Origin of the sequence: Edaphocola aurantiacus (assembly GCF_019797745.1) — a bacterium.
Lineage (GTDB): Bacteria > Bacteroidota > Bacteroidia > Chitinophagales > Chitinophagaceae > Edaphocola > Edaphocola aurantiacus.
The window spans coordinates 179598-197770 of sequence record NZ_VOSI01000002.1 but is presented as its reverse complement, the minus strand read 5'-3'; the positions used below and the strand labels follow the sequence as shown (position 1 = coordinate 197770).

The following is an 18173-nucleotide window of genomic DNA, read 5'->3' as shown; positions in this document are numbered from 1 at the left end:
TGGTTGGTGAAAAATGCCAATAAATAGCCCGAAAGTCGACAATATACAAAAAAGGTTTAAAAAAAGAAAGCTGCTTTTTACAAGAAAAAAGCAGCTTTCCAGAGTTGAAATATAAAATACTGATAAAAAACAGAATTGTATATTACATATTTTCTAATGTCATTACAGTGCCGGAACGTATCCCGCGATCGGTCTGTTGTAAAGAGCACAGCTCATTGGCTGCATCATGCTCAAAGTACAGCAACCAGTCGTTAGCAGCAGCTTCTTCGAGCAGTATTTTTTTCTCTTTCAGCGTTTCCAGGGGGCGGGTATCATAAGCCATAACCCATGGCAACGGCATGTGGTGCATGCTCGGTAACAGATCGGCACAATAAAGGATTGTTTTTCCTTTGTATTCAATCTGTGGCAGCATCATCGATTCCGTATGGCCGTTTACCAGTCTTACTTTAAAACCGGGAACGAACTCATCGCCATCGGCACCTTCAAAAAAGCGAAGTTGCCCGCTTTCCTGCAGTGGCAGGATATTATCTTTCAGGAAAGAAGCCTTTTCACGGTCATTAGGGTTTACCGCCCAGTCCCAGTGATTGGCATTGCTCCAGTACGTAGCATTTTTAAACGTAGGCACCAGTTGATCACCTGCTCTTTTTACAGCACCTCCTACATGATCGAAGTGCATGTGTGTCAGGAATACATCTGTAATATCTTCCGGGCTATATCCTTTGGCTTTGATAGAGCCCAGGAGGTTTGCATTTCCATGCAGGTAATAGTGTCCGAAAAATTTCTCGTCCTGTTTGTCTCCTATACCGGTATCGATCAGGATCAGTCTGCCGTCTGTCTCAACCAGCATACAACGCATCGCCCAGCTACACAGATTATGCTCATCTGCCGGGTTCAGTTTGTTCCACAAACTTTTAGGGACTACACCGTGCATAGCACCGCCGTCCAGTTTGAATAAGCCAGTATCGATAGTATGTAATTGCATAATTCTTTATTTAATGGTTCTTGTATTATTATTTCAGGGTTTCCTTCAACCAGGAGAAGAATTCACGTTGCCAAACCAGGCCATTATGCGGGTGCAATACCCAGTGGTTCTCATCCGGTAAATACAGCAGCTTGCTTTTAATACCTTTCAACTGTGCCGCCTGGAATGCCTGCAGCCCTTGTTCGATCGGCACACGGAAGTCAATACCACCCTGGATGACCATGATCGGAGTATTCCATTTGTCTATATAGTTGCTTGGATTATATTGAGTGTATGCTTTCGGCATATCTTTCTGCCAGTAATTACCACCCAGGTCCCAGTTCGCAAACCATAACTCCTCAGTAGTGCCATACCAGCTCTTCATATCGAACAGACCATCATGTGCGATAAATGTTTTAAAGCGGTTTTCATGAATACCAGCCAGCATAAATACACTGTAACCACCATAGCTTGCGCCTACGCAACCCAGTCGGTTCTTATCTACATAAGATTCTTTGGCCACAGCATCAATTGCCGCAAGGTAATCACGCATTGGTTGTCCGCCCCAGTCTTTGCTGATCGCTTCGTTCCATTCAGTGCCCCAGCCCGGCATACCTCTGCGGTTTGGTGCGACAACGATATAACCATTAGCGGCCATCAGCGCGAAGTTCCAGCGTACACTGTAGAACTGCGTTAACGCAGATTGTGGTCCGCCCTGGCAGTACAGCAGGGTAGGATATTTCTTGGTACGGTCAAAGTTAGGTGGATATACAACCCATACACCCATTTGTTTACCATCAGTTGTAGTTACCATTTTCAACTCAGAAGTACACATTGCAGTACCGGCATATACCTCATCATTGGCATGAGATACCTGGCTCATTTTACCATTAGCCGTATTCACCATATACAGTTCTGCACTATGGTTCATATCCGTTCTGCTCACCAGTATATCTTTTTTATGTTGTGCGACAACACCCGCTACATCAAACGCACCATCCGTGATCATCTTTACTTTACCAGGAGTGGTAATATTAACAGAGAACAGTTGCTGGGTACCACGGTAAGCCGCATTGAAATAAAGGGTACGGCTATCATTGCCCCAGATATAATCACCATCTACTGTTTCGTTCCAGCTAGCAGTCAGGTTTGTTTTCTTTTTAGTCGCCAGATCCATCAGGTACAGGTCCACTTTATCGGCCTCGAAACCATCGCGCGCCATACTGGTCCAGGCAACATACTTGCCATCCGGGCTGAACAAAGGTTTCATATCATAACCCATCATACCTTTGGTCCAGTTATCGGTACGGCCATCCTGCATGTTATAGGCATACAGATCCGTGTTGGTGCTTTGCGCATAAGCCTTACCTTTTGCCTTTTTGCATACATAGATCAGCGTCTTGCTGTCTGTGCTGAACACAAAATCTTCAGCTCCGCCGAAAGGTACCTGTGGTGCATAGTAGGGCTCATCCTGCATAATATCTTTCGACTCACTGCTGTTGATGCCGGTGATGAAGATATGGGAGTAATTGCCATCATTCCAGTAATCCCAGTGTCTGATGTCCAGGTCTGTAAATACATATGCAGAACTGTTTGGCACATCATTATAACGAGCATTGCCTTTGACTTTATCAATAGCAACCATTTTACTGTAGGCAATTGTTTTACCATCGGGAGAGATGCGCACATTGGTCGCATCCTTCAGGCCGGAGTGAATCCTGGTCCAGGTTACACCATTATCCTTACTCAGGAATAAAGAGCCGTCATTTAAAGCATACAGACCAATTTTGTCCCATTGTACAAACTGTTTGCCCTGTAGTACTGTAGTTGGCTTGCTCTCGCCTGTGGCCATATTCAGCAGGTACTGCGTCTTGTTACTTTTTTCAGTAGTCAGGTCAGTATGTGCTACCGTGTACAGGACCGTACTGCCATCGGGAGTGGTAGATTGTGTACTGACGCGGCCCAGTTTCCACAGGGTTTCGGGAGTCAGTAATTGTTGTGCTTGTGCCATTGTTGAAGCAAGAGAGAAAAGAAGTATAGACAATTTTTTCATGTCGGAAAATGTATTGTAAAAAATCGGATACAGAACTATATATTCGGGCAAATCTACAAAAAACAATAAAGAAACAAGGCATCTGAATATCGTACCTTTGTATTCTGCAAAGAACAGGTTTAAATTAACAAAGCCATAAAGAAAAATTGGCCGTTCTTTGTCATTAAATTGTCTAAATTAGATATCTGAATAATAAAGGATATATATAATTAAAATGGAAACTGCAGATAAATACAACGAATTGGTGGCTCAGGTACCTGCAAAAGGCTACCTGGATATGCCTATTGATCCCCGCCTGGACCTGTTTGAAGAAATCAAGAGACTAAAGAAAGAGAAGAATGCGGTGCTGCTGGCACACTATTACCAGGAGTCGGAAATACAGGATATTGCAGACTTTATCGGCGACAGCCTGGCACTTGCAGAGGCTGCTGCGAAAACGGATGCGGATATGATCGTATTTGCCGGAGTACACTTTATGGCAGAAACGGCCAAAATCCTGAACCCGGGTAAGAAAGTGGTGCTGCCGGATCTTAATGCAGGCTGTTCGCTCAGCGATAGCTGCCCTCCGGAATTGTTTGCCGAGTTCAAAGCAAAGCACCCGGATCATATTGTGATTACCTATATTAACTGTAGTGCCGGTATGAAAGCACTCAGCGATATCATCTGTACCTCTTCCAATGCCAAAATGATTGTAGACAGTCTGCCTGCAGATCAGAAAATCATTTTTGCTCCGGACAAGAATCTGGGAGGATATATTAATAAAGTTACCGGCCGCAATATGCTGCTGTGGGACGGGGCCTGTATGGTACATGAAATCTTCTCCCTGGAGAAAATAACCCGCCTGAAAGAACAGCATCCTGAGGCTAAGCTGATCGCCCACCCGGAATGTGAGGAGCCGCTGCTGAAAATTGCAGATTTTATCGGTTCCACATCACAGTTGTTGTCTTACGTGGAAAAAGACGAGGCAGATACCTTTATCGTCGCCACCGAATCAGGAATCCTGCACCAGATGCAGAAGAATGCCCCGCATAAAACCCTGATTGCGGCACCGCCGGAAAATAATTGTGCCTGCAACGATTGCCCTTATATGAAGCTCAATACGCTTGAAAAACTCTACCTCTGCCTGAAGTACGAGATGCCGGAAATATTGATGGAAGAGTCTTTACGCCTGGCGGCCAAAAAGCCTATGGATAAGATGATGGAGCTGAGTGCTCAGTTCGGATTAATACAGGGAAAATAAATATTATTAAAAAAATAAATATCAAAACGGTCATGGTTTTCATGACCGTTTTTTTGTCCGGGTACTTGAATTTTAGCCCGTTTTAACTATCTTTAAACAATTTTTCATATTTTAGTACTCGAAAAACCCCTTATTCATCATATAAAAAAAGTCAATTTATGAAATTGAGTTATACTAAAATCCGACATGTTCTTTTGCTGGGCTTGTGTATTCTTTTTGCGATGCCCCGCTCCCATGCGCAATTGACTATTGTAGACAATGTAACCGCTGCTCAACTGGTCGATAAACTGGTTGGGGTAGGGGTAATCACCCTGAATCCTACCATGACCTGCCGTACCGGTGGTGCCGGTACCTTTGCCGGTACCAGTAACCTGGGTATCGATAGCGGTATCGTACTGACCACGGGTGCTGCCAAAACCAATGCCGCAACATTTACTACCGGTGTTGACGCTATTGCGACCAATGGTATGCTGTCTTCTTCCCCTAACAATGGTGGTGATGCGGACCTTTCTGCACTTATGAATGGTGCTACAACCAACAACGCCTGCGTACTGCAGTTTGACTTTATCCCGGCTGGTGATACGGTTAAGTTTCAGTATGTATTTGGTTCGGAAGAGTATCCGGAATATGCCTGTTCTCAGTTCAACGATGCCTTTGCATTCCTGATCTCCGGACCTGGTATTGTTTCTAACATCCCTGCTATTCCTACCAAACGTAACATCGCACTGGTACCAGGTACAACCAATGTACCTATAGCGATCAATACTGTAAACGGCGGTGCGGGTGCTTTCGGTAATATTACCACCTGTAATGCCATTGCCACCGGTTCTCCATTTACCGCATATTATGTAGATAACCTTACTCCTACAGCTAATCCTAATATCGTTTTTGACGGTATGACTACGGTGTTAACTGCAATTCAGGCAGTAGTTCCTTGTGATACCTACAGACTGAAACTGGCGGTAGCCGATGTATCTGATGGTTCGTTGAACTCTGGTGTATTCCTGAAAGCAGGAAGCCTTAACTCTATTGCCTTATCTGCAGGTGCTTCCGGTATGAATATCACTACCAGCGATACCGCATTTATCGTAAGAGGTTGTCCTCAGGCAGATGTAACCATCTCCAGACCAAATGCTGCTCCTCTGCCACTGACAATACCGTACCAATTATCCGGTACAGCTGTTAACGGTGTGGACTATCAGTTATTGACAGGAACAGTAACTATTCCTGCAAATGCAACTACCGGACACGTATATGTAAAAGCATTACCATTGCCAGTTGCCGGAGCCGATAAAACAGTATGGATCAAATTCCTGTCTCCATATAGTTGTAGCTCTAACCCTGTAGTACTGGATTCTGCAATCGTAGTGATCCAGGATTCTATCCACGTGACTATCGATGTAGGTGATACTGCAATGTGTTTTGGACAAATATTAGATGTAAATGTAGAAACAGATACCATCTTCGGACCATTAAGCTATGTATGGAATCCTACATTAGGTGTAACTGCTCCGACTATTAATTTTGCCAGCATCAGCTTCCCTGCTCCTGGTATATATAATTACAACTTGTATGTAAACATCCCTTCACTGGATACGAACTGTCGTGTTTCTAATGCCAGCTTTACCGTAGATGTACAGACCATAGGTGTGAATATCGGTAGCGATACCTCAATGTGTACTTATGACAGCCTGTTTATGTTTGTAGAGACCAATCCTCAGGATACAGGTGCCTTTACATACAAATGGATGCCGGAATCAAACTTTAATGATCCGTACCGTATTGCGCCGATCTTCAAGGCTAATGCCACCACAGATATTATTGTTATGGCCACCACCCCGGCCGGTTGTGTGGGTAGTGATACGATGACGGTCACCGTGTATCCGGGAGAATTCCTGAATGTGCTGCCGGGAGATACCAGTATCTGTCCTAACCAGTCCGTTCCGGTAAGTGCGTACAGTACGATTGATAATCAGCCACTGGACCCGGATAATACATACAGCTGGACGCCGACCAACTGGGTCAGCGATCCGAATAGCCTGACACCGACCTTTAGCCCGATAACCACAACACAGTTCCGCCTGCTGGCGACTAGTGAGCATGGCTGTATCGATACACAATTTGTAAACATTACGGTGCATCCTGCTGCAGCGGTAAGCCTGCCTGATTCTGTAGTGATCTGGGCCGGAGAAAGCTATCAGCTGGAGCCATCAACAAATGCCGTTCATTTCAACTGGTTCCCGGTATCTGGTATCAATAATTCAAGCCTGTCCAATCCATTGTTCAGTCCATTGGTGAATACCCGTTACTTCTATACTGCAACTACTGATGAGGGTTGTTCTGTATCGGATTCCATTGACTTTATTGTGAAACAAGAAGGTGTAGCAGATATGCCTAATGCCTTTAACCCGAACAATACCACCTTCAAGCCAAGCTTCAGAGGCAATTTCGCAATGGAGATCTTTGAAATTTATGACAGATGGGGTCAGAAGATCTTCTCCTCTTCTAACATCAATTCAGGATGGGATGGTAAGGTGAATGGTATGCCACAGCCTAATGGAGTATATGTTTACATTATACGCCTCAGAGATGCACAAACCGGCAAAATGGTCAATAAAACAGGCAATGTTACATTACTGCGATAAGCAGTGATAATCATGCCTTAATAATTGCCCGGCGCTGATTTAAGTGTTTTTTTTGAAAAAAATAAATAATTAAAAAAAAATTAAGAAAAAGTAAGGAAAATCAAATTTTTTTTTGGACTTTTAATGCCTTAAGCCTTTTTTGGTTTCTCCTCAAACTAAAATATTTGTTAACCCGACTAACAATTTATAAAATATGAAGTGTAGAAATACTATCACCGGTGCGTTACTGTTTGCTGCTTCTATAATGTCTATAGGAAATGCAACGGCGCAGGATGTGCACTTTACGCAATTCAACGCATCTCCGCTTACAATTAACCCGGCGTTTACAGGTGCTTTCCAGGGAGAGTATAGAGTGTCTGCGGTTTATCGCGACCAGTGGCGTAGTGCATTAGGTAATGCTGCATTCAAAACATATGCCGTTTCTGTTGATATGCCTTTAATCAGAGATATCTCTATTGACGATTACCTGGCTGGCGGTATACAATTATATAATGACAGAGCCGGCGACGGTAACCTGAATAACTTTTCCGGTTTAGCATCCCTGGCCTATCACAAGTTCCTGGGTAGAGACGGTAAAATGGCTTTAACAGTAGGCTTGCAAGGTGGTTACTCCAGCAAAAACCTGGACATCAGTAAGCTGTATTTTGCAGGAGACTTTAATGAAGGTAACTGGAACCCAGGCGTAAGTGCAGAATGGGCTAACCTGAATAACCGTGTAGGCAGCTGGATCGTTAATGCCGGTTTAGCCTGGTCACACGCCGCTTCAGACAAGTTCTCTTATGTACTCGGTGTTGGTGCCAATAACCTGACACAACCACTGGAATCTTTCCAGAAACAACAATCAACTAAAGATGTCGGTTTAGGCATCCGTTATACTGCTCAGGCAGGTGCTATCATCGGCGTAAGCGATCGTTTCAGCATCAGACCAGCTGTATTATTCCAGTCTCAGAATTCTGCCAGCGAGATCGTAGCAGGTTCTGAATTCCATTACAAATTAGGCGATGATTATACTTACCCTACCGCTCCGGCAATCTATGCTGGTGGCTGGTACCGTCATCAGGATGCTGCGATGGTTACTGTAGGTGTTGAATTCAAAGGTTTCCGTATCGGTGCCGGTTATGACTTCAATACTTCTGACCTGAAAAATGCAACCAACGGCAATGGCGGTTTTGAAGTAATGGTACGCTATATCGCGCCAAGCCCGATCGAATTTGCCCACAAACTGTTATACCCTTGTGGTCGATTCTAAGAACCAGGAATAGAAAAATTTATTACGTCATTTTTGAATTTTCAAAAATTTTCACATTCAACGTTGCATAAAATATGAAACGCAAACCAATACTATTATTAGCGACTGCGGCAATAGCATTCGCTAGTGTACAACCAACTGATGTTTTAGCACAACAAAGAGATAGAGATAAATACGGCAAAAGAGCGGATGATCCTGTTGCAAAGCTAGGCTACGAAAAGAAACTACGTTGGGCGGATGGCTTATTCAAAGACGGTAGCTTTTACAATGCAGAAGAGTATTACAAACAACTGCAGATGGAACAGCCCCGTAATCCGTACCTGGCCTACCAGATTGCCGAGAGTCAGTGGAGAATGAGAGATTATGCCAATGCAGCAGCAAGTTATGGTTATGCATACAGTTTAGCAAAAGCAATCTATCCTGAAGCGATCTTCAAGCAAGCGTTGATGTTAAAAATGAACGGTAGCTATAACGAAGCTATCGGAGCGTTTCAACAATTCAAGAAAGACAACCCAAAACCAAACAAAGATATTAAGATCCTGTTGAAACAAACAGAGACTGAAATCAAAGGTTGTTACCTGGGTATTAAATCGATTGCCAATCCAGAGGCCGCAACTGTTGCGCAACTCGGACCAAATATCAACTCTGCAAACACAGAACTGTCTCCGTTCCCTCTGGGCGATACAGCACTGTTGTTCGGTACGATGAATACCAACATCGTTGTAGACAAGATCAAAGAGAAACGTTCGGATTATGTATCCCGTTTCATGGTGTCGCAAAAAAATAAGTATACTGATGTAAAAGATACATTCACCTGGGCTGTTCCGTTTATGGATGGTCAGTTCAATGATCCGAAATACCATGTAGGTAATGGTGTTCTGGCTGAAGGTGGTGATCGTTTTTACTTCACTAAGTGTCTGGATCAGAAAGGTGATACCGGTATGATGTGCCGCATCTTCGTAGCTGAGTTCAAAAACGACCGTTGGGGCGCTCCGCAGGAGTTAGGCAATGGTATCAATGAATCAGGTTCTTCCAGTACACATCCTTGTATCGTAAAAATCGGTAAGAAAGAGATCCTGTTCTTTACTTCTGACCGTAAACTGCAAAGCCGCGGTGGTTATGATATCTGGTATTCAGTATATGATTCCCGTCTGAAAACATACCGTCGTCCGCAAAACGTAGGTAAGCAAATCAATACCAAAGGAGATGAAATGACTCCTTACTTCGATAACCGTACAAACAAACTGTACTTCTCTTCTAACGGATGGGAAACTATGGGTGGTCTGGATGTATTCGAAGCGACTATGGCCGGCAACAGCCCGTCACGTTACTCTGGTATGAAAAACATGGGTTACCCGATCAATACTCCTGCAGATGATATGTACTTCATCCTGGATGGATACGGTAAACCGGACGGATATGTGGTATCTAACCGCGTAGGTTCTATTGCCCTGAAAAATCCAACTTGTTGTGATGATATCTTCAGAGTACAGTTCGAGCCGAAATTAAAAGCTTTAGGTAAAGTAATCGATGCCAAAACACAGAAGCCTGTTGGTGAAGTAGTGGTGAAAATGGTAGATGAGAATGGTAACTTAAATACATTCAACTCTGTTGACGGTAATTTTGAGTTCAATACGCCAAGAGGACACTCTTATACCTTCACTGCAGATAAGCCTAAGTACACTTCTTCTCATGCTAACGTGAATACAGAAGCAGTACAACGCACTGATAAAGATAACACTGTAGAAGTTGAGATCTATGTAAACCAGATCGATCTGAGCTGGTTCCGTATGGACAACGTATTCTATGATGATAACAAATATGATCTGCGCCCTGAATCTGTAAGCGATCTGGAAAAACTGATCAGCCTGATGAACGACAATCCGTCTCTGAGCGTGAAAGTTGCTTCTCATACAGATAGCAGAGGTTCTGATGAATACAACAAAACATTATCTCAAAAACGTGCCGAATCTGTTGTAAACTACCTGGTAAATAAAGGTGGCATCGACAGAAGCCGTTTAGAAGCAGAAGGTTTTGGTGAGACTATGCCGGTAGCGCCTAACGAAACTAACGGTAAGCCTAACCTGGCCGGTCAGCAACTGAATCGCCGTACTGAGTTTAAAATCATGGACGAAGATCCTACTAAACGCATCATTTTTGATAGCTCTAAACCAGGTACGATCGGAAGCCAGGAGAAAAACCTGAATGTTGACAATACCAATGTACCGGAAGAAGTTGATGAAAAATCTTCTTTAGGTCAGCCTGGTAGCCGCGTAAACAAATAATATTAACCAGACTATTTATAAAAATAGGTTTGTCTGCAAGGACAAACCTATTTTTTAGTTATTATTGATTCCAGATATGAATTATATTAAGATAAGATACAGTACTGCTACTGAAGAACAGAGAGCTATATTGATTGCTCAGATGAGTACAAAGGATGCCTTTACCGGCTTTGAGGAAGCGGAAGATGAGCAATTGATTGCTTATGCTGCGGAAAATAGCGTGGATGAAACAGTGTTACAGGAGATTGCTTCGCTGGCTAATGTACAGTATGTGGTGGAAGAAGAGCCAGAACAAAACTGGAATGCCACCTGGGAGTCCAATTTTGAGCCTGTTTTACTGCCTGGCTTCTGTAGTGTAAGGGCCGCATTCCATCCTAAGGTAGAGGGTATTCCTTATGAGATACTGATCACGCCTAAAATGTCATTCGGTACGGGGCATCATGCCACGACTAAGCTGATGATGTTGCATATGCAGGCGCTGGATCTGAAAGGCAAGCAAATACTGGACTATGGCACCGGCACCGGTATCCTGGCTATCCTGGCCGAAATGCTGGGAGCAGCCTCAGGGTATGCGATCGATATCGACGAATGGTCTTTCGAAAATGCAGTAGAGAATGTGAAGAATAATGATTGTACCAAAGTAGCCGTAGATCTGGGCGATATCGGCCTGATCACGGGTAAGCAATATGATATTATCCTGGCCAATATAAACCGCCATATACTGCTGGATTCTATGCAGATATTAAGTGAATCGCTGAATGCAGACGGTACACTGGTCCTGAGCGGGATACTGAAAGAGCAGGATACTGATATTATCCTGGAATCAGCAAGTGTCAATGGACTGAAAGCAGTTAGCTTTATGGATGAAAGAGGCTGGGCTGCCATCTCATTTGTAAAAGCATAAATACACAATAAATACATAAAAGAAGGGCCGGTAAATATTTACTGGCCCTTCTTTTATGTATTTATTTGATCGGAATTGGAATCCCGCTTATGATCTGAGTTCAGGAATATCCGCATTATCACTTACCGAATTGTCCTCTACACGTACAATACGCGATGGATATTTCTGCAGTAGACGATAGTCATGTGTCGCCATGAGGATAGCCGTATTCATATCTTGAGCAATGCTCACCAGCAGTTGCATGATCTTATCTGTAGTATCCGGGTCCAGGTTACCTGTAGGTTCATCGGCCAGGATCAGTTGAGGGTTATTCAGCAGGGCACGGGCTATATCCACCCTTTGCTGCTCGCCACCACTCATTTCATATGTCTTTTTGTAGCTTTTTGCCGGCAGGTGCACCAGGTCCAGTACCTCTTCGATACGGGCCTTCATCTGCTTAGGATCTGTCCAGCCGGTAGCCTTCAGCACAAACTCCAGGTTCTCGTATACATTACGATCTGTAAGCAGTTTGAAATCCTGGAATACTATACCCATTTTACGGCGCAGGAACGGAATTTTTTTCCAGTCCATATTGCGCAGATCAGAACCCACAACAACACCATCACCCTCTACCAGCGGCAATTCACCATATAAGGTCTTCAGCAGGCTGGATTTACCCGAGCCGGTCTTTCCGATAAGGTATACAAATTCGCCCCTGTTGATATGAAGATTAACATCATGCAGAATCTGGGTTTTACCCTGGTAAATATTGGCATTAGTGAGCTGTAATATAGTATTGTCCTGCATGGAAAAGCAATTCTTGGTTGTTACAAAAATAAGGGATTAAATGTAATAATTCAGGCTTAATTAACCCTGGTCCGTTTTGTACTTATTGTACAGCATACGGATCAGGCCATCTGCCAGACCGATTTTCGGTACATAAATCTCCTGTGCCCCGGCCCACCTCATTACCGAAGTATAGATCTGCAAGGCTGGTACAATCACATCCGCACGGTCGCGGCGTATATTGTACAGGTGCATCCGTTCCTCTATGGTTGCAGCAGATAATTCCTTGTAATAATCCCTCAGCAATTCCAGTTTAAGCGGCCGCTCTTCCTTAGTTTTGGATAAGGAAAATACTTTGTTGATGTTACCACCACTACCAATAGCTTTTATATTGCTGATCTCTTTGGTATGTGTTTTGACGAACCATTTGAAATGATCCAGCTGCGCATCTGTTACCAGACCGTTCAGCAGGCGTATGGTTCCGATATTAAACGATTCTTTAAATATTATATTACCGCGGTGAAACATGGTTAGCTCAGTGCTGCCGCCGCCTACATCAATGTAGAGAAACGCATCCTGGCTATCTATGTTTTCTGCAATATGGGTTTCATAGATCACATTCGCCTCTTCAGAGCCGGAGATGATCTCGATTCCTATACCCGTTTCTGCCTTTACCTGCTGTATAATGTCAGTCCCGTTACGGGCATCGCGCATAGCAGAAGTAGCACAGGCACGATAATGCTCAACCTTATACAGGTCCATCAGTTGCTGGTAGATCTTCATGGTATCGATCACCATTTTGGCCTTCTCTTCCGGTATTACACCGGTTTCAAAAACATCAAAACCAAGGCGTAGCGGTATACGGAGTAAGTTTAGTTTAGTATAGTCTACAGTGCCGTCTTTGTAAGGCAGTACGTCGCTGATCAGTAGTCGTGCAGCATTAGATCCAATATCGATAGCAGCTAAAATCAATAGAATGGTGTTTTAGAAATACCTGACGAAAGTACATATTATTTTTCTTTTTGCTGACCTGCCGCTATGGCTTTCTGCTTCCAGTAATTATAAATTTCGTACTGAGATCGGATTACTTTTTCACTCTCTTTACGGGGTACGTATTCGTTTCGCTGGTGATTGTCCAGTATCCGCGCTTTATCATTCTCCGCAAGCTGTAAATGCAATACATTGATCAGGTCCTGTTTGATCTGCTTATCCAGGATAGGGCAGGCCACCTCTACACGGTGGTCCAGGTTGCGAACCATCCAGTCTGCTGAAGAGATGTATACCTTAGGATCACCTGCATTCTCAAAAACGAATACACGCGCATGTTCCAGGTACTCATCTACAATACTGATCGCATTAATAGGCGCTTTATACGATTTATCTTCAGTATGCAGACAGCAGATGCCGCGAATGATCAGATCGATTTTTACACCCGCCTGTGCTGCTTCCTCAATTTTCTCAATCAGCGGTTTATCCACCAGGCTGTTGAGCTTAATCATAATGCCCGATTTCTTTTTCGCTTTATGATTTTTGATCTCTTTATCGATCATATCTATAAAAGTGCTACGCATGGTCAGCGGCGATACCGGTAAGGTTTTGCAGGCTTTTAAGGTACTGAGTTTTTGCGGCTGCTCCAGGTAGGTAAATACACGATTTACATCCGCGAGAATTGTACGGTTAGAGGTCATGAGACAGTGGTCACCGTAAAAGTTTGCAGTGATCTCGTTGAAGTTACCGGTACTGATAAAGCCATATTGTTTCGTTTTGCTGAATTCCTTTTTACGGATCAAACATAATTTGGCGTGGACCTTCATATTAGGGATACCCAATATTACATTCACCCCTTCTTCCTCCAGTTTCTCTCTCCATTTCAGGTTAGCCTCTTCATCAAAGCGGGCACGTAATTCCAGTACTGCAGTTACCTTTTTGCCATTACGGGCGGCATTCAGCAGTGCATTGGCGATCTGCGATTTTTTAGCCAGCCGGTAGCAGGTTATTTTGATACTCTCCACATTAGGATCAATCGCCGCTTCACGCAGCAGGTCGATCAGCGGATCAAAGGAATGGTAGGGGAAATGCAGCATCACATCCTTCTTATTCAGGACCTCCATGATGCGTATCGGTTGCACCATTTCGGGATGCAGCAAAGGTTCTCTTTTCGGAGCCAGGTTGCTGAATACAGAAGAGGGGAAGTTCATAAAGTCTTTGAAGTTATGAATACGTCCGCCCGGTACCAGGTTTTCCTTTTTAAGGTTCAGTCGTTTAACCAGGTATTCCAGTAATATTTTATCAATAGACTTGTCATAAACAAATCGGGTCGCCTTACCTTTCTTGCGGCCTTTAAGTCCCTTTTCCAGGTTAGTGATCAGGTCCGTATTTTCATCTATATCAAAGTCAAATTCAGCATCGCGTGTTACCTTAATGATATACCCTACAAACTGGTCAAAACCAAATGCAGAGAATAGCTGATGCAGATTAGCACGCACGATATCTTCAAGCAGGATAATATCCTTCTCTTCTTTTTTTGAAGGCAATACCACAAAGCGCGGCAGTTCCGATGGCATCTCGATCAGGGAGTAGCGGTGCATCATCGGATTTTGAGTACTACCCAGCATACAGGCCAGGTATATACTTTTATCTTTCAGCAGGGGCATCTGCGGAATACTCTCAATCATCAGCGGGATGATCTGCGTACGCACATGATCGTTATAATAATCCCTTACAAACTGTTGCTGCTCTTTGTTGAGCTGCTTTTCCGTTTTCAGGTGAATGTTGTTTTTTTCCAGTTCAGAAATGATTACAGCAAAAGCTTTATCAAAGTCCTTGTTCTGCTCCAGCACCACTGCCATGATCTTATCCATGATCTTGTCCGGATTCTCTTCCAAAGCGGCTTTCGCAGCTTTCCCCAACAAAGACATTCTTCTCAGCGATGCGACCCTGACACGAAAAAATTCATCGAGATTATTTGAAAATATTCCAAGGAATTTGAGGCGGTCAAAAAGAGGTACACTAGGATCTTTAGCTTCCTGCATTACGCGGGCATTAAAGGACATCCAGCTGATATCCCTGATAATGGTACCGGGTTTCTTACGAGTCATATACTGTTTTTGTTTCGGTGTTGTCTAGCAAATTTAACGCCAAATGGTTTAGAGCAATATTATATTTTGATGAATTATTGTTTTGCCCGTTAACAACATAAGATGTTAAAACGCAATATTCCTGATTGATCGTAAACAGCGTTTTACTAAATTGTGAACTATTTTTTAAATACTAAAAGGGATTTATGAAACAAGCGATACTCACTACTATGATTGCCCTTGCCGTAACGGGCTCGGTGGCAGCTCAGGAGACCGTTCCGGTTCCTGCAACAGGAATGGAACAAAAGCCATTTCAGGTTACCTTATTCGGAGGCTTAAGTATGCCGACCGGCACCTATAGTGGTGCACCGGGAAAGGCTAAGAACGGAATCAACGGCGGTCTGGCACTGGATTACTTCTTTAATAATAGTAACTGGGGTATCGGTATCGATGCACGCTATCAGCAGCATAAACTGAAAGCATTTAACACCGATTCAAATGCTGCAGGCAGTTATGTCTACACCTTCCAGGATGGATATACCACCTTCACACAAAAGGGCAATGCCTTCCAGCATATAGCGCTGAGTCTCGGCCCCGTGTACAGAACACGTTTCGGAGCATTTGACCTGAATGTCTTTGCAAGGGTAGGTGCGCTGATTCAGCAATACCCTCAATACCAGCAGGACCTGTATGCAATGAACCCCTTCACCACACAGTATGAGCACCTGATCACACCGGTGTATACCGACAACAGTTCCAATAAACCGGTAGCCCTGATGGGACTGGCCGGAGCGAGACTGGTCTATAATGTAAACAGCAACCTGGGTATTGTATTACAGGCCGATTACCTGAGCAGCTTTGGCAAGGCAGGTAAGTTCACCGTCACCCAACATGAGCAGACTGCACAGGTATTGGATGGCAGCATTAAATTCTGGGAAGAACCGGAAGGCTCGCGTAATTATGTAAATAATATAGATCAGTATTTCCGTAAAGAAACCACCAGTAGTACTACACCGATCACCAATATGAATATAAGCCTGGGGCTGCAATTGCGCTTTGGCAACAGTAGTAAGCGCAGTCATGATAACAGCGGCGGCAGCCAGAGCAAAGGTGCTGTAGAAACCATTGTGATGGTAAAAGATAAGAAAACAGGCCTGGCATTAGGTGGCGTAAAAGTACAGATCAAAGACGCCGGAGGTACTGTGTATACAGGTATTACCGATGCCAATGGTATGATCAATACCAAACTGGCTGCTAAAGATTATACCGTTGGAGGTGATAAGAACGGAGTGGCTACAACCAGCGCCCAGATTGCCCAGACAGAGTTTAAAGGCAATAATGTATACAAAGAATTATTCCATGATGATGAACGTTTCACCCTGGTGGGCGAAACCATTGACTGTAAAACCGGCCATAAAATTTCCGGTATAGAAGTCAACCTGACGCAGGGCGATAATGGTGCTATGCTCACGCAGATATCTGATAAAGAAGGTCGCTTTAATTTCCAGCTGGACCCTAAGAAAGATTATAATATTGTAGCCAGCGAGCGCGGTAAATTCTCTCAGACAGAACTGGTGACCACTAAAGGATTGGATCGTAGTAAGACATTGTATGTAACCCTTAAACTGGGTGTATGTGATCTGAAAGAAGGCGAAGCATTTGTGGTGAAAAATATTTTCTACGATTTTGATGCTTCTGCCATCCGTCCGGATGCCGCTATAGTATTGGATAATATTGTACGTGTTATGAAAACCAATCCACGCATGACGATAGAGTTATCCTCTCATACTGACAGCCGTGGTGACCGTCAGTATAACCAAACCCTGTCTCAACAGCGTGCGGAGGCTGCAGTAAACTACCTGGTGTCTAAAGGCATAGCCCGTAAACGCCTGGTGGCAAAAGGTTACGGAGAAAACCGTCTGGTGAATAACTGTGCCGATGGTGTGAACTGTACCGAAGAAGAGCATGAACAAAACAGGAGAACAGAAATTAAAGTATTGAAGTACTAAAATATACGATCACAGCAAAGCGGTCCGTTTAATCAGCGGACCGCTTTTTGTTTTACGAAAGCTGTAACTTTGGCCCACAAAATAAAAATATGAGCAGATTATTGTTGTTCGCATTGACCGGATTACTAACCGGAACTATGGCTTCGGCACAGCAAGTGGAAGCGCAGGAGAGCCGTAAGCGTGCTCCGGGTTCTTTTGAATTGAACCTTGGTGCTGGTGCGAGTTTGCCTATGGGAGATTACGCTGGTATTACCGGTAAAGCGAATACCGGTTTCAATATCGGGCTGGACGGTAATTATTATTTCATGGCCAATAATCGCCTGGGATTGAGTTTGGGCCTGGGCTACCAGCAGCATAGTAAAGATACCATCGTAGATAACGGAGCCTATTCTTTCAATATTAAAAACGGATACACTGAATTATATCAGAAACCGAATCCTGTATTTCGTCAGTTTGGCTTATTCATCGGACCGGTATATAAAGTGTTGGAAAATGAACACTGGAGTGCGGATGTACGACTGAGGTTGGGTTTTGTGAATGTTAGCAACCCGGATTACTACCAGGCAGTATGGGCCAAGAATCCTTTTAATGCTGATAAATACGAAGGGGTAATTGTATCTGCGACTGCTTATAATTACGAAGGGTCTACCCGTTTTGCACTGATGCCGGGCATCGGTGCAGGAATCACTTATCGCTTTACCCCTAAGCTGGGTATTAATCTGAGAGCAGATTATTACCAGGCATTGGGCAGAAATGGTAAAGTAGGTGCAGTAGAAAGAGAGATGAAATGGCAGAATCTGATCAACAACGGAATCACATTTTTCGACAAGACACGTAATAACTCCTCAGATTTTGCATCTGATTATTTTGTCGAAAAAGCTACAACAGCCATACAAGTGCTGAATGTAAACATCGGTTTGCAATACCGCTTCTAACATTTATGGAGTATATAAAAAAGGATCGCCGGGAATACTATTCCCGGCGA

At 43.8% G+C, this 18173-nt stretch carries 12 protein-coding genes; 7 read left to right on the top strand and 5 right to left on the bottom strand.

Annotated elements, in window-relative coordinates:
- Positions 1–142: 142 nt before the first annotated feature.
- Both FTD44_RS05495 and FTD44_RS05490 read right to left on the bottom strand, forming a co-directional pair.
- A complete protein-coding gene (locus tag FTD44_RS05495) occupies positions 143–982 on the bottom strand; it encodes an MBL fold metallo-hydrolase (protein WP_222165535.1) in 840 nt (279 codons plus the stop codon).
- 28 nt (positions 983–1010) lie between these two features.
- Positions 1011–3014: a S9 family peptidase gene (locus tag FTD44_RS05490; protein ID WP_222165534.1), complete on the bottom strand. Its 2004-nt coding sequence runs from the start codon at positions 3012–3014 to the stop codon at positions 1011–1013.
- A 214-nt stretch (positions 3015–3228) separates the two neighbouring features.
- Here FTD44_RS05490 and nadA point away from each other — a divergent pair, with 214 nt between their 5' ends.
- The 5 genes from nadA (at position 3229) to prmA (ending at position 11337) form a co-directional block, all read left to right on the top strand.
- Positions 3229–4254, top strand: coding sequence for a quinolinate synthase NadA (nadA, locus tag FTD44_RS05485; protein ID WP_222165533.1), 1026 nt, complete (start codon positions 3229–3231; stop codon positions 4252–4254).
- A 158-nt stretch (positions 4255–4412) separates the two neighbouring features.
- Positions 4413–6899: a choice-of-anchor L domain-containing protein gene (locus tag FTD44_RS05480; protein WP_222165532.1), complete on the top strand. Its 2487-nt coding sequence runs from the start codon at positions 4413–4415 to the stop codon at positions 6897–6899.
- Between the two features lie 193 nt (positions 6900–7092).
- Positions 7093–8148, top strand: coding sequence for a PorP/SprF family type IX secretion system membrane protein (locus FTD44_RS05475; RefSeq protein ID WP_222165531.1), 1056 nt, complete (start codon positions 7093–7095; stop codon positions 8146–8148).
- Between the two features lie 74 nt (positions 8149–8222).
- A complete protein-coding gene (locus tag FTD44_RS05470; protein ID WP_222165530.1) occupies positions 8223–10433 on the top strand; it encodes an OmpA family protein in 2211 nt (736 codons plus the stop codon).
- Positions 10434–10509: 76 nt separating this feature from the next.
- Positions 10510–11337, top strand: coding sequence for a 50S ribosomal protein L11 methyltransferase (prmA, locus tag FTD44_RS05465; RefSeq protein WP_222165529.1), 828 nt, complete (start codon positions 10510–10512; stop codon positions 11335–11337).
- Positions 11338–11424: 87 nt separating this feature from the next.
- On the opposite strand, the gene FTD44_RS05460 is transcribed toward prmA, so the two are convergent.
- From FTD44_RS05460 to ppk1, 3 genes are read right to left on the bottom strand one after another with little or no spacing between them, the layout of a single operon-like run.
- The gene (locus FTD44_RS05460) at positions 11425–12123 is read right to left on the bottom strand and encodes a cell division ATP-binding protein FtsE (RefSeq protein ID WP_222165528.1); all 699 of its coding nucleotides are present in this window, start codon (positions 12121–12123) and stop codon (positions 11425–11427) included.
- A gap of 60 nt (positions 12124–12183) precedes the next feature.
- Positions 12184–13074, bottom strand: a complete 891-nt coding sequence (locus FTD44_RS05455; protein ID WP_222165527.1) for a Ppx/GppA phosphatase family protein — start codon at positions 13072–13074, stop codon at positions 12184–12186.
- Between the two features lie 38 nt (positions 13075–13112).
- On the bottom strand, positions 13113–15200 hold the full coding sequence (ppk1, locus tag FTD44_RS05450) for a polyphosphate kinase 1 (protein ID WP_222165526.1): 2088 nt from the start codon (positions 15198–15200) through the stop codon (positions 13113–13115).
- Positions 15201–15385: 185 nt separating this feature from the next.
- Between ppk1 and FTD44_RS05445 the strand changes: the two genes are divergently transcribed.
- Together FTD44_RS05445 and FTD44_RS05440 are read left to right on the top strand one after the other, a co-directional pair.
- Complete coding sequence (locus tag FTD44_RS05445; RefSeq protein WP_222165525.1) at positions 15386–17188, top strand: OmpA family protein; 1803 nt, start codon at positions 15386–15388, stop codon at positions 17186–17188.
- A gap of 89 nt (positions 17189–17277) precedes the next feature.
- The gene (locus tag FTD44_RS05440; RefSeq protein ID WP_222165524.1) at positions 17278–18123 is read left to right on the top strand and encodes an outer membrane beta-barrel protein; all 846 of its coding nucleotides are present in this window, start codon (positions 17278–17280) and stop codon (positions 18121–18123) included.
- Positions 18124–18173 lie beyond the last annotated feature (50 nt).